Source organism: Pseudoalteromonas sp. P1-11, assembly GCF_001399995.1.
In the GTDB taxonomy this organism is placed as follows: Bacteria; Pseudomonadota; Gammaproteobacteria; order Enterobacterales; family Alteromonadaceae; genus Pseudoalteromonas; species Pseudoalteromonas atlantica.
Map to the genome: position 1 here is coordinate 359,681 of NZ_LJSP01000001.1, position 14,066 is coordinate 373,746.

Sequence of the window (14,066 nt, forward strand, 5' to 3'; positions counted from 1 at the left end):
CAGTATTGCCTAAATTTAGCCATCTACTAACGTGAGTGGCTTAACCTTTCGTTGTATTTTTTCATGGTACATGGCGGTGTCGCCCGCTTTTAAAATTTCATCAATAGAGTGGGGCGGTTCACTAAATACGGTAGTACCCATACTCGCTTTAATGGCTATAGGGTCGTTGTTGTGATTTATTGTGAGCCTATTTAAGGCGGTTTTTAAATGATGAGTTTTAGGGTTTACCTGCGCATTAGTATAAAAATGTGCAAGTACGACAAATTCATCACCGCCTAAGCGCCCTACAGCATCGCTGCTGCGAACACTGCTTTTTAAGCAACGGGCTACCTTGCATAAAGCGTCATCGCCTACAGCATGGCCGTAGCTGTCGTTTATTTGTTTAAAGTCGTCTAAATCTATATACATCAAGCATAATACGCCGCCTTTTTTGGCGTGCATATTGATAAGCGCGGTTGATTTTTTAGCCCAGCCCCTGCGGTTTAAAATACCACAAAGGGGGTCGTAGTCTGCTTCGGTTTCGGCGCGCTTTTGTGCAATTCGCATTCGGCTTATGCGCCTTGAAACCGCAACAGCTAATAAAAATGATTCAACCGCAAACGCTAACACAAACCCATAACGCTGCATAAACGGGCTTTGGTTAATAAGCAGCACCCTAAAAATCATACTTACTAATACAAAGCTAAGCGCTACAAATACGAGTGTTGCCTCGCGTACACCTTTGAGGGCTTGCATGGCTGCTAAAGTAAAAATAACAGCCACAATAAACAGCGAAGAATAAGCCATTATATGCCCTGCTATTGTCCAAAATAACAGGTCGGTAACGAGCATTTTAAGTACCGCGCATAGCATTACAGTACAGGCCAATGTTTTGAGCAGCTTAGTTAATTTAGGCCAGCGTTTATTAGTCTCGAGTAACGCAAGCATAAACCACGTGGCACTTAGTACGGTTAAGCCAATGCTAAGTAGGTATAAGTTAAAAATAACGCCAGAGACATGCTGCGTTACAAATAAATACAGTTGCCCTTCTTGGAGTAAAATAAAGCTGCCAATACAAAAAATGTAAATGCTGTAGAGCTTAAATACACTTTCGTTAAGTCTATGCCCCATTATTAATACATAAAAAATAAGCGTAATGCACAACCCATAAAATGAGCCCATAATCAGCGAATGTTGCTGTGCTTTTTTAAAATAAGTGTGGGTTGGCTGCCATTTAAACCGCGGTGTGTAATTAAGCTTTGATTCTAATGTTATTGTGGCTGTAAAAGCCCCCGAGTCCATTAAGTAGGCTACTTGCCCTGCTTTTAAGGGCGTTTTTACAGTGTTGTTTTGCTGCCAAGTAAAGCTATCTAGCCCCGGGCGTAAAAAGCTTAGTACGCCACCATTTTTAACAGAGCAACTTATTTGATATTGATTAACACCGCGTTGAGCAGTGAGTTCAGAAGGAGTATTTACCTTTAGCACAGAGGCAGGCGTGGGTGAGTTTAAGTGCTTTATTTTACATGTATCGGCAGCATGAGAATCAAAAGTAATAAATAACGCGAGCAAAGTAATGAAAACAAAAAAGAGCGCCCCCTTATTTTTAGGTGGGAAAAACGTCAATCTATTACCTTTATAGCTCATAAGCGGATCCAATTTTTACTACTTTTTTTATACTAGCAGAGCCGGACTATTTAGCTATTAGTTTACTGTTTAATAACGCTTAAAAGTGCGCTATTAAACTAGCTCCTGAGGTGCTTATGCCCGCTAAGTACAAAATAGCCGCAACTTAGTTAAGCAATTAAAAACACCATGTTGATAATTTGGCAATAATATTCGTATTAATTGTTTTAAATGATGATAGTAAACTGTACTCATTGGTTACTAGCCTTATTAACAATAAAACAGGATCACACTATGAAATACTTACACTCATTATTAAGCTCTAACGCAGGCATGGCAGCACTTATTTTACGTGTACCCGTTGGTTTGATTTTAGCAGCGCACGGCGCACAAAAATTATTTGCTTGGTTTGGCGGCTACGGCCTTGAAGGCACAGGACAGTGGATGGCAAGCATTGGCCTTGAGCCTGGCTACTGGCTTGCAATGATGGCAGGCAGCGCTGAATTTTTTGGCGGTATTGCCTTAGCTATTGGTTTATTAACGCGCCCAGCAGCTGTAGTTACGGCGTTTACTATGCTGATTGCGATATTTAGCGTGCACATTAGTCATGGTTTATTTGTAGCAAACAACGGCTATGAGTTCGCACTTACCTTGTTAGTTGCAACGGCTGCACTGGCTATACAAGGGGCAGGTAGCTTATCGGTTGATAACGTAATTGCTAAAAAGTTAGCGAATAAATCGCTGCCTCAGTAGTAATAAATAACAATTCAGTGTTAAAAAAATAGCGGCTAAATTAGCCGCTATTTTTGTATGGATTAAGCGCTGTTTTATTTAGCGCTAAATTTTAAAGAGTAGTTGTATTGCTTTTGCTCTAGTAAATACTCTTTATGGGTACTTGGGCTCCATGAGTCATCGCCGCCAACCCCCATATGTTGATGGTCAATATGTACATGTAAGCAATCATCAGCGACTAGCTCATTAGTGTGTTTTGCTTGCGTTAACATGCTTTGTGAGTACTCGCTGGCGGCAAATAAAAACGCACCAGTTATGTTTAGGTTATTAATGCAAAGTAATTGGCAATCACTACGTACGCCATTATCGGTTGGGAATATATACGGTGTATATAGCTCATTATATTGTGCGCTGTAATACCCTAAGCGCGCAGCCGCTTTACGATCTGGGTAGTTTTCAAATGGGCCTAAACCAAGCCAATTTACTTGTGTATCGCTTGGTTTATTAAGCGTTGTGCTTACCCCTATGCGTGGCATGGGCGGGAGAGTATCGCTTAGTTGTACATCAACATTTAAGCTAATTTCACCGGTATTATTAAGTGTATAAAGCCAAGTTGTTTTTGCTTGTACTGCGCCATTAAATTCATAACTAAATACACAGGTAATACGTATATCTACGGTTGATTGCACTACTTCAAACGAGCGACATGTACGCTGCCACTGCCCAATACCTGCTCTTAACCAGCGTGCTTCCCATGCGTTAGGGTCTAGGTTGTCTACTTCGCTTACGCCTATGTCGTTATCAAGCGGGGCGCGGTAAAAATTATCAACCAATGGGCTTTTAATAACTTGGGTTTGATTGTGTAACCATTGCTCAATAAGGCCTGATTGGCTATTAAACACAAGTTTAAAGGTATCGCCTTCAATATTTAGCTGTGTGTTGGTTTCGCTAATATTTAGTGCGCCGTGCGTTGAGGCGTTTGCTAAAGCAGGCGAAAATGTATCAGCGCTTAAACTTTGGCTATTTATAAGCTTAAATTGCTCGGTGTTTAATACATGCTCGGCACTTGCAAAGCTTGAGTCGTTAATCAGTGCAACATCTAAATTAAGGTGATATTGCGCACCTGCTTTAAACACCGTTTTTGTATTAATAGTTAGCGTTTGCGTACTTTGCGGAGCAATATTAATAACTTGCTCGCCTTGCTCTACACATTGGCCATTTTCTATTAACTGCCAAATAAGCTTTTCGTTATCGGTTGCTCTAAATACATAATCACTAAATATATTAACGGTGTATTGGTTTTGAGTTTGCTCTCGCAGCGTAAATTGTAAATGTTGCTGACTGTATTTAGCTTCAAACAGGCTTGGGTGCGGTGTACGGTCTGGAAATAATAAGCCGTTTATACAAAATTGGCGGTCGTTTAGTTCATCACCAAAATCGCCACCGTAAGCCCAATAATGCTTGCCGTTTTTATCTGTTTTAGATAAACCTTGGTCTACCCAATCCCAAATAAAGCCACCTTGCAGGCGTGGGTATTCTCTAAATGCTTGCCAGTAATCGTCAAAGCTACCTAGGCTGTTACCCATTGCATGGGCGTATTCACATAAAATAAGTGGGCGCGTTTCACCCGGTAGGCTTAACCATTTTTTAATAGAATATTTAGGTACGGCGTCGTCGGCAACATGGGTATCTACACGGGCATACATAGGGCAAATAATATCGGTTGCGGTGGTATTTGCGCCGCCACCTTCGTATTGCACTGGGCGCGATGGGTCAAAGCTTTTAGACCAGCCGTACATCGCATCGTGGTTGGCACCGTGCCCGCATTCGTTACCCAGTGACCAAATAATAATAGAGGCGTGGTTTTTATCGCGCTCAACCATTTGCGTATAGCGCGACATAAATGCGCCAGCCCACTGCGGATCGCTTGCAAGCCTACCCATAGGAAACATACCGTGAGTTTCTATATTGGCTTCGTCTACTACGTATAAACCTAGCTCGTCACACAGCTCGTAAAAACGAGGGTGGTTAGGGTAGTGAGCGGTACGTACAGCATTAAAGTTATTTTGCTTCATCAGCTTAATATCTTCAATCATGTCGGTGGTACTCACCGTGTGGCCGTTTTCGGGGTGGTGTTCGTGGCGGTTAACACCGCGAATAAGTAGCGGTTTGCCGTTTACGCAAAGCTGCCCGTTGAGCATTTCTACTTTTCTAAAGCCAATATTATAGGCTTCTACATCTACTGTATTGCCTTGCTCATCTAACAGGCTTACAACACAGCGGTATAAGATCGGGGTTTCAGCGGTCCACTTTTTAGGGCTTTGTATATCAATTGTTTGAAATACGACATCGCTCCAACCGCCTTTTTCATCAACGCGTTTATTGTTAGTGCTTTGTATGTGTGGCTCACACAGTGCTTGTTCACCATCAAAAACCTGTACGGCTACTTGGTAGTTATTTGGCGCATCTATTGCGGTTTTTATATGCAAAGTTGCATCGCGGTAGCAGGCGTCTAAATCTGGGGTTATAAATACATCGCGTATTTGGTGTTGCGGTTTAGTAAGTAAATTAACATCGCGGAATATACCGCTTAGCCACCACATGTCTTGATCTTCTAAGTAACTGCCATCGCTCCAGCGAATAACCATAACCGCAATGCGGTTGGTACCAGCCACTAACAGTTTGCTTAAATCAAATTCGCTGGGTAAGCGGCTATCTTGCGAGTAGCCCACCCATTGTCCGTTACACCAAAGGTGAAACGCCGAGTTAACGCCTTCAAAAATAATATGGTTACGCTGCGCTAATTGATCTGCCGTAACAGAAAACTCAGTGCGGTAGCAACCTGTTGGGTTATCGCTTGGTACAAATGGCGGGTTTACAGCAAAGGGGTATTTAACATTACAATAAATAGGTTTATCAAAGCCGTGTAGTTGCCAGTTAGAAGGCACTGGAATACTTTGCCAGTCGCTGGCGAGTGTTTCACTTAGCAATGACTCATCAACCGCTTCGGGTTTATCAAATAATTTAAAATCCCACTGGCCGTTTAAACTTTGTTTTTGTGATTGTGTGTTGGTACGGGCATGGTCAACGCTTTTAAAACCATTAAGTGGGCTGTGCGCTTTTACTTGATTAACTTGCACCGAAATAGGGTTTTCCCAATCGCGGCGGTTAATTATGTGCTGTAGTGAGTTCATTCGTGTCCTATTGCATGTGTGGCAATTATAGTGGCTTAAATATAGCTAAAATAATGCGTTGCGGTTATGCTTAAAGCTCTCTTTTATTTATCCAAAACTATTATTTTAAATTATGCGCAACACCATTGTAGATGTACTCAATATTGGCCCAGAGTGTACAGAGCGGTTTATTGATTTAAACACGCTTTCGCAAATTCCAAGCCTTGAAATAGAGCTGGCAGGTTGCTCAAATTTATTGGGTGATTATTGTGTTGCGCGTACTAACCCGCTTGAACACACTCTTTTTTATACCTTGGCTGGCCAGGGCACGCTAAAAACCATTAATAACCAATATGCACTTGCCGAAAATAGCTTAGCTATATTGCCTGCAAGGCAAAGTTTTGAGGTTAAAATAGCGAGCGAAAAATGGGATGTGATTTGGCTAAACCTTGCAAACACCAAGCGTTGGCAACATTTAAATTTAGCGCAGGCTAAAGTATTAACTAATCAGCAGTTAGCGCCATTACATTTAGCGATGGAGCTTTTATACAGCGAGGCAAACGCTACTTTGCGCGAAGGTGTAATGCCTATTTTAAGCCACTATTTAAACACTACGCTTCAAAGCGAGCCGCAAATAGGCTCACACAACAGATTAACCAGCTTGTTTTTAGAAGTAGAAGAGCGCCTGCAGTTTGATTGGACAATAGAGGCTATGTGCGAACAAGTACATTACTCAGCACCGCATTTACATAGGTTATGCCAAGCGCAATTTGGTAAAAGCCCAATGCAGCAGCTTATTTACTTACGTATTAAACGGGCTAAAAACTTGCTACTAAATACCCGCTGGCCGGTTGCCCATATTGCCGCTTATGTGGGGTACCCTAATATATTTAATTTTTCAAAACGGTTTAAAAAATCAGTGGGCGTGTCACCTACTGATTTTAGAAATAAGTCGTTTTAAATATTTTAATTATATTGAAAAAGATTATCCCAGCGCTCATCCAAAATAGTTTTTGCATGATCTAAATTTATTGCACTATACACATCGTTAGTGCAGGTTACTAAACGCATCCGAGTGAGCTTTTCAAGCGCATCGCTAATTTCAAAGTCGAGTTCGCATTTATACTTTGTTTTAAACCACGCCTCTATTTGCTCATCAAGCATTTGTGCGCTTAAGCCACTTTCTGATTTTAGTAAAAATGTATAGGCAAGCAGGGCTTCTTTTATGTCTTCTTCTTCGGCGGCGTCTATAAGGGTATGAAAAACACCGGCATTGTTATCTAGATTTTTAAAGTAGAGGTTATCGCTTAGCGCTTTCATAAACTTAATTTTACGGTTTTTAAATTTACTCCACTCTTTAAAAATAAAGCTGCCAAAAACTCCCATTCCAATAGCAAAGGTAATAAAGTGTTGTTGGGTCATTTCTACGGCCTCACTCCTAAAGCCACCCCAAAAAGCAAATAAAGCAAATAACAATAAAATAGATGCGCCAAGCTTAGTGATTAATACCACAGCACCGCCTACTAAAGCCGATGAGCCAATAATTACTTTATCTATAGGGCGCATACGTACTTCGCTATTCGGAAATAGCATTTCAAGGTCGGCTTTTGGTACATTTTGAAACAGCTTAACTATGGTAGAGCTTGGCTCAAACCCTAAAGGCGTTTTATTTTTAGCCTCAAAGTAGGCTTTATCTTTAAAGCGAATAAACACCGCAACGCGGTCGTAATTGGTAAAGTGCAGGGGCTTTTTACGCAAGCCCCAAAAGCTGGTTATTGTTTCAGTAAGTTGTGATTCGCCACGGCGGTAAAAAACCACTTCTTCAAAGTCGTCAAACTCTACCTCAAGGCGTACTTTAAATAGTGACTCTTCGTTGAGTGCATCTTGCAGGTCTTGATGGGTGATCACTTCAAAGTTAGCTGCATTAAGTACCTTAGCAAAATCTTTAGCAAATTCGCGTTGGCACTGCGCTTTTTGATCAGCTGATACTGGCGCTAAAGATCGCGTATCGCTATCGGGATCAAAGGGCGCGTAGTTATTTTTGAGCGACTCAAGTGTTGAATGGTAATCGTAATGGATAAGGCTTGCTAATAAATCGCAAAATTGTTTAAACGATGTTTGCTCTGAGTTGTTTGTGAGCTCAGCGCTGCACATATCAACAATATCTTGTTTTCTAAAGGGGATAAAACGTGCACTTTGCATAAATTTTAACTGCTTTGGTAGGTATTTAACTACATTGGCACATAATAAAATATTCTTATAAATATTGCTAATTTGTTAACGGTTATGTGGGAGGTAAATCTTTAACTTTTTTCAGCGTGTATTAACGTAAATATGTAAGAATTAACCCATTGAGCAACGGCTTATCATCACAAGCAAAAAAAGGATTTACATGGCTATTCAAAAAAAACTAAAAGAAAAAACACGGCACTTTATAGATTCTAAACATATGCTAACAGGCATTACCGTAGCGTCGTTTTTAGAATCTACGATAGTGCCTATCCCGCTTGAGGCAGTGCTTGTTCCGCTTATGCAAGCGCGTCGTGAGAAGCTGTGGTTAATCGCCCTTATGGCGACATTAGGCTGTATTATTGGTGCTTTATTTGGTTATGCACTGGGTTATTATTTATTTGACGCGATAGGTGACTGGGTTATTGAAATGTTTTCGAGCCAAGAGCAGTTTGAAAATGTAAAGCAGCAAATGCAAAATCAAGGGTTTTGGTTTGTAATGACGCTGGGAATTGTGCCTATTCCGTTTCAGATTGCGATGCTCGCTGCAGGCGCTACAAAGTACTCTATAGCTTTGTTTTTATTAGCTTCTGGTATTGCTCGTTCAATTCGCTATTTTGGATTAGCAATAGTGGTGTATTACGCAGGTAATAAAGCTGAACAAATAATCAGTAAACATAAAACTAAAGCGATGATTGCTATTACTATTTTAGTATTGGCATTGTGGGGTATAAGCACCCTAATATAGCTTTTAAACTCTAAAGTTAACTACACTACGCCATAACTGCAGCTTGATACCAAAGCTGCAGTTCTATAGTTGAGCTGTGTATTTTTTTGCATTACTTGGCTTTAGTCTCAGGTCATTTTTATGCTAAAGGACCAAAGCAACAAATACTTTAAGGTACACTTTCATAACGGTTTTTTCTTATATGCTATAGTTTGTTAATAACGCACCAAATAACTACAGCATATGATTGAAACTGTAAAACTTACTGTTAGATTGTCAAACTTTTATAAAATGAGTTGGGTAAATAAAGCGGTAAGTATAGCATTATTGCTTTATATCATTACCTTCTCGCTTTATGCTTTAAATACTTTCCCCCCTTTAGATGTGCAAAATAACGTGTACGGTTTTACTACCGATTTTTGCAATCTCATCGTGCTCGTATTTTTATTTTGGATAGTGCAATGCTCTGAGCTTTCAAAACAAGCGTACGTGTTTTCTACTTTAGGTTTATTGCTATGGAGTATGGGTACAACAGCTGATGTAATAGATGAATTAGTTGTGCAGCCTTATTGGATGAGTGTTTATTTTGAAGACTTATGCAGAACCATGGGAATGCTTTTTACCGCCTATGGGTTATTTAAGACCATGCGTTTTGTACAAAGTATACATAACCGTTTAGCGCACGAGTTGATAACGGACGATCTTACACAAGTACATAATAGACGCTATTTTTATCGGCATGTTAAAACTGCCCCTAGTACGCCTTACGTTATTTTAATTATAGATATTGATCATTTTAAGGCTATTAATGATGAGTTTGGCCATGATGAGGGTGACTTAGTACTACAGCAGTTAGCTACTAAGTATAATAGTGCATTTGTTAATAATGCAGTATTTGCTCGTTTAGGCGGTGAGGAGTTTGGCGGCTATTTGCCTACCGGTAATATAAGCCAAGCGGCTGAATTTTGTGGGCAACTAATAGACATTGCACACAATATTAAAGTTAAACAGGTCAAACAGCTTACCGTAAGTATTGGTATGGCGCTGCAAAGCGCTAACGAGCCCCTCGACAAGGTAATGAAGCGGGCAGACATGGCTTTATACGTTGCTAAAAATAATGGCCGAGATCAATATAAAATAGCCCCTTAAGCTTTCTACGCAAATATCCTTATTATTTGCACATTTATTACACTTTTAAACGTTTTCGTAAAGAACTGTCAGCGAGGGTAATACTTTGTAAACTATGAAATTAAAATGCAGCAAAGAAGTCATAATAGTGATTTTAATAATAAGGAAACTTTAATGACCAACTCTCTGTTGAAAGCTGCTTTACCTCTAAGTTTAATGTCTATTCTAGTTGGTTGTGGCGGCAGCGACGGCTCAAGTGATACAGGCTACGTACAATTATATAATGGCTCTTATAACAGCCCATATACGCGTTTATTTGTAGACGAAACTGAGCGCTCAGGCACTGATTTTGCTGATGTAACCACGCGTCATAATTACAGCACCGGCACTTACGATTTAAGCTTTGAATACTTAGATGCAAACGACAGCTACATTACAATTAGCGAACAAGAAGTATCAATCAAAGGTGACAAAACCGAACTAATTGTAATGAGCGGTAACTTTGACGAACCTACGTTCACAGAGCTAAGCGTGCCCATTTCAAGTGATACAGATGAGTTTAACTTAGGTTTTTACAATATCACCAGTGAAGACACTAGCTACGATATTTACCTAGCAACCGATGATGGCGTATTTGAAAGTGCTGAACTATTTACATCAACACAGTATTTAAGTGAACTAGATTTACAAACCCTTGATGAGGGTTACTACACAATTTATATCACTGAGGCAGGTAGCACTGATGTAGTGTATGAGTCGGAGTCGGTTTATTTTTACGATGAAGAAAGCTACGTAGCCATGATCCGCCCAAGCTATGCAACAGAAGAAAACGGTATCACGCTCGATATTGTGACTGACAATAACTATGTTACAGCGCTAAAGCACCAATCAGCGTTAGGCCAATTGCGCTTTATAAATACCGTTGACGATTACTCGCCAGTTAGCTTTAGCACGACCCGTGGCACCACAGTTAACGATACCAATACGGTAGCAAGCGATACCTACACCGATTACGTTGAGCTTTCGCCAAATAGTTACAGCGTTGCAATGTACGACGAAGAGGGCACTAAGCTTGCCGATAACTTTTTAATGACCCTAGAGCGCGAGCAAAGTGCGGTAGGCGTTTTTTACAACGATGTCGATAATGGTTTACGCATGATGAGTGTTGAGGAAAACCTAACACCTAGCAGCTATAGCCATACTATTTCGGTTGTTAACCTAATTGAAAGCTACGCAGGGCAAACAGTAAGCGAAGTTGACGTGTACTTTACCTTAAATGGTGAAACTGTTGATGACGCCACCAATGTAATTGATGGCTTAGATAGATACGATCAAGAAGAAATTGATGTAGATGATGAAGCTTACACTGTGTATGCCGTATACGAAGATAACGGCCAACAAATAGTGTTAATTCAACAAAGCGATATAGATTTTACCGAAGAAGGTAACTATATCTTAATTTTAGAGCACGATGAGACAACCAGTTCAGGCTTTAAAATGAGTGTAACGCGCACAATTACAGACAGCGTAGAATAAGTAACATGTAACACGTTCTAGAAAGTAAAAGCCCTAAGCATTATTGTTTGGGGCTTTTTTTTGCCTGGCTGTAGCGTGATTTTGTTTACATTAAATAAACCCATATATAAGCAGATTGCTATAACTTTTAAAAATTTTAGGTACACTCATAACATAATAAATAAAAAGAGTGTGCCATGGATGAGTTTTTAGGAATAGTGGGTTTATTTGCATTTGCAATAATGGCCGGTGCTATTTGCGGTATTGTCGCAATTGCACAGCTTAGTAATTTAAAGCAAGAAATTACCCAATTAAAAGCAAAAGTACTTAGTTTAGAATTAGCTAACAACGCACAAAGCCACGGTGAAAACGCCGATAAAAGCACCGATTGCTCCACAGCTGAACATGCGTACACGGCTCAAGCAAATAGCAATGAGGCGACTTTTAATCAAGTTAGCCCTAATCAATCCAATCAGCCAAGTCAGCCTCGTGACCAGGTAAAAACGCCAGCTTCAGCAATAAAGCCTCCCGGTAATGCTTCTGCCAGTAAACATAAGCAAGGCAGTAAAAATCTCAAACCCACACTATTTACTTCTTTTTTTGAAAAACTGCGTAGCGACTTTGAACAAAACTGGATGACCTGGATAGGCGCAATCGCATTGGCGCTAGGCGGTATATTTTTAGCAAAGTACAGTTTAGAAGCCGGGTTGCTCTCTCCTGCAATGCGATTAACCCTAGGCGGTTTATTTGGTGGTGGCTTAATTGCAGCCGCAGCTTATATGCATTACAAAAATAGTGTATTTGAAGGGTTTAATAACTATATACCTGCAGCGCTTGCCAGTGGGGGTTTTATTACGTGCTTTGCACTGACCTTATTAGCGTATAGCAGCTATAACATGATCAGCCCTTTAACAGCATTTGTTGTCCTTGGGGTTATTGCCATAAGTGCGAGCGCTATGGCAATAATGCTTGGCCCAGTATTAGCCGTACTAGGTATTATTGGTGCTTATTGTGTCCCCGTGCTGATTAATACTGGCAGCAATAATTTATTTGCGCTTTATATGTACATTGGGTTTGTGAGCTTATCTGCTGCGCTGGTCGCGCATAAAGTACAGCGTGCATGGCTGTGGTATTTACTTTGGGCGGGGCATTTGAGCTGGTATGTTGTTGGCTTTACTTTAGCTAACAGCAGCACCATTTGGCTTATGGGCACCTATGGGCTATTAAGTGTTATTGGTTTAATTGCCGTGCCACGTTTGGGGTTAAAACTTGCGGTTGTTGAAACTCGCCCACATAGTTTAAAGCGCCTAATAAATGCACTCCCTAGTAACCCTTTAATGCTTGCCTGTATTGTCCCTTTGTTACTGGCTATGCTTTTTGATAGTAATAACTACTTACAGTGGCAAATAATAAATGCGTTAAGCATATTAACACTGCTGTTTTTAGTGCTTAAAAATAGCCGCTGGGATTTATGGCAAGGGGTGGCGATGTTAATAGCTGTACTCTGGCTATTAAGCACGCCTTCTTATTATGCTGATTATTCTGACTCGCTATTTATATTTAGGCACCAATATGGTGGCGCTATATTTTTAGGGTTAGCGCTCAGCGTATATGGGCTTTATTTTGGTATAAAGTTGCAACCTAAACGATTAGCTTTTCATATTACTGCCTCGTTTAGCGTATTTATAATGATTGCCACCTTATACGCTATAATCCCAAACCATGCGTTGGCCACAGCCTATCCATTGTGGGCAGTGATACTACTTACAAGTAGCGCCATTTTAATTAAGTGCGCAATAGGTGGCGCAACGCTTTTTCAGCGCTTTACATATTGGGTGGGGGCAAATGCCAACATCACGCTTGCTATCACTATGTTATTAAATGACAGCGGGCTAACCATTGCACTGGCTATTCAAGTTTTACTTATTAGCGTGTTAATAAACCGCTATCGGGTGCCTATGCCACATTGGCCTATTAAAGCGCTGGTGGCTGCATTACTACTTCGCCTAACACTGTCACCGTGGACCCCAAGTTACGAGGCGCTTAGTGTATTGGGTGTACACTGGAGCTTAGTAGTTTATCCTTTGTGTGTGGTGTTATTTTACACTGCAGCCAAATGCTTTAACGCATCGCAGTTAAAAGTTTGGCTTGAAGGCGCAGCGCTGCATTGCTTGGCGTTATTTATTACCACCGAAACCAGCTATCAACTGGTAGGGCACTATCCGCAGTTTGATTCTTTGAGCTTTTACGAACAAGCTTTACTCACCTGTAATTGGCTTGCACTGGGTTGTGTATATTTACACCGTGCTCGTATTGCCGGTAGCTTAGCTAAATTATACCAAGTGGCAGGCATGGCATTAGCAGGTGCTGCGGGTGTTACTGCACTGAGCACCTTACTAAACGCTAATCCATTTTTAAGCTCTATTTATATTGGCGAATATTTTGTATTTAATTGGCTATTTTTGCTTTGGTTAGTGCCTGCGGGTCTCGTGCTTTGGCTTTATACGTTAATTAAACCGCTGTATACAAAAGCTGCGCCATTTATACTCACAGTAGCGGGTGTATTGAGTGTGTTGGCAATTAATGGCTTTATACGCCAATACTGGCAAGGCCCTTATATTTACTTATCAACAGGTGCAAGCAACGCAGAGCTTTATAGCTACTCGGTTATTTGGCTTGTGTTAGGGGCTATTACTGTGGTGCTAGGGCATTTAAAAAATCAGCTATTAATCCAAAAAATAGGGTTAGGATTATTGGCAGCCGTTATTTTAAAAGTATTCTTAGTGGACATGGCTAATTTAACGGGGCTTTTAAAAGCGCTGTCGTTTATTGGCTTAGGCTTGTCGTTAGTGGGGCTTAGTTGGTTATTTCAAAAACTGCGAAGCCAAGCCAAACCAGCCTAATAATTAAGTGTTCCTACGCTTTGTTAAGCACATAAATAAGCCCAGCTAATGCTGGGC

Annotated in this window: 9 protein-coding genes; 6 read left to right on the forward strand and 3 right to left on the reverse strand. The window is 40.6% G+C overall.

From position 1 onward, the window contains the following. Positions 1 to 15: 15 nt before the first annotated feature. Positions 16 to 1,602, reverse strand: a complete 1,587-nt coding sequence (locus tag AN390_RS01645; protein ID WP_236695063.1) for a diguanylate cyclase — start codon at positions 1,600 to 1,602, stop codon at positions 16 to 18. 294 nt (positions 1,603 to 1,896) lie between these two features. Here AN390_RS01645 and AN390_RS01650 point away from each other — a divergent pair, with 294 nt between their 5' ends. After that, positions 1,897 to 2,355 carry a DoxX family protein gene (locus AN390_RS01650; protein WP_004586061.1) on the forward strand — a complete coding sequence of 153 codons (459 nt, stop codon included), beginning with the start codon at positions 1,897 to 1,899 and terminating at the stop codon, positions 2,353 to 2,355. 74 nt (positions 2,356 to 2,429) lie between these two features. Here AN390_RS01650 and AN390_RS01655 read toward each other — a convergent pair whose 3' ends face one another. Continuing rightward, positions 2,430 to 5,528, reverse strand: coding sequence for a beta-galactosidase (locus tag AN390_RS01655; RefSeq protein ID WP_055252788.1), 3,099 nt, complete (start codon positions 5,526 to 5,528; stop codon positions 2,430 to 2,432). A 112-nt stretch (positions 5,529 to 5,640) separates the two neighbouring features. Between AN390_RS01655 and AN390_RS01660 the strand changes: the two genes are divergently transcribed. Continuing rightward, positions 5,641 to 6,468, forward strand: a complete 828-nt coding sequence (locus tag AN390_RS01660) for an AraC family transcriptional regulator (RefSeq protein WP_055252789.1) — start codon at positions 5,641 to 5,643, stop codon at positions 6,466 to 6,468. Between the two features lie 5 nt (positions 6,469 to 6,473). On the opposite strand, the gene AN390_RS01665 is transcribed toward AN390_RS01660, so the two are convergent. After that, on the reverse strand, positions 6,474 to 7,709 hold the full coding sequence (locus AN390_RS01665; protein WP_055252790.1) for a TMEM143 family protein: 1,236 nt from the start codon (positions 7,707 to 7,709) through the stop codon (positions 6,474 to 6,476). A gap of 190 nt (positions 7,710 to 7,899) precedes the next feature. Here AN390_RS01665 and AN390_RS01670 point away from each other — a divergent pair, with 190 nt between their 5' ends. The 4 genes from AN390_RS01670 (at position 7,900) to AN390_RS01685 (ending at position 14,009) form a co-directional block, all read left to right on the forward strand. Beyond that, a complete protein-coding gene (locus AN390_RS01670) occupies positions 7,900 to 8,484 on the forward strand; it encodes a YqaA family protein (RefSeq protein WP_055252791.1) in 585 nt (194 codons plus the stop codon). A gap of 270 nt (positions 8,485 to 8,754) precedes the next feature. Continuing rightward, positions 8,755 to 9,612, forward strand: a complete 858-nt coding sequence (locus tag AN390_RS01675) for a GGDEF domain-containing protein (RefSeq protein ID WP_055252904.1) — start codon at positions 8,755 to 8,757, stop codon at positions 9,610 to 9,612. Between the two features lie 153 nt (positions 9,613 to 9,765). Continuing rightward, positions 9,766 to 11,127, forward strand: coding sequence for a DUF4397 domain-containing protein (locus AN390_RS01680; RefSeq protein ID WP_024033201.1), 1,362 nt, complete (start codon positions 9,766 to 9,768; stop codon positions 11,125 to 11,127). A 176-nt stretch (positions 11,128 to 11,303) separates the two neighbouring features. Beyond that, on the forward strand, positions 11,304 to 14,009 hold the full coding sequence (locus tag AN390_RS01685) for a DUF2339 domain-containing protein (protein ID WP_055252792.1): 2,706 nt from the start codon (positions 11,304 to 11,306) through the stop codon (positions 14,007 to 14,009). Positions 14,010 to 14,066: the final 57 nt, after the last annotated feature.

Bases quoted from the DNA above. Each gene is read 5' to 3' on its own strand.
- AN390_RS01650 (WP_004586061.1), top strand. From the start codon at position 1,897: ATGAAATACTTACACTCATTATTAAGCTCTAACGCAGGCATGGCAGCA.
- AN390_RS01655 (WP_055252788.1), bottom strand. From the start codon at position 5,528: ATGAACTCACTACAGCACATAATTAACCGCCGCGATTGGGAAAACCCT.
- AN390_RS01660 (WP_055252789.1), top strand. From the start codon at position 5,641: ATGCGCAACACCATTGTAGATGTACTCAATATTGGCCCAGAGTGTACA.
- AN390_RS01665 (WP_055252790.1), bottom strand. From the start codon at position 7,709: ATGCAAAGTGCACGTTTTATCCCCTTTAGAAAACAAGATATTGTTGAT.
- AN390_RS01670 (WP_055252791.1), top strand. From the start codon at position 7,900: ATGGCTATTCAAAAAAAACTAAAAGAAAAAACACGGCACTTTATAGAT.
- AN390_RS01675 (WP_055252904.1), top strand. From the start codon at position 8,755: ATGAGTTGGGTAAATAAAGCGGTAAGTATAGCATTATTGCTTTATATC.
- AN390_RS01680 (WP_024033201.1), top strand. From the start codon at position 9,766: ATGACCAACTCTCTGTTGAAAGCTGCTTTACCTCTAAGTTTAATGTCT.
- AN390_RS01685 (WP_055252792.1), top strand. From the start codon at position 11,304: ATGGATGAGTTTTTAGGAATAGTGGGTTTATTTGCATTTGCAATAATG.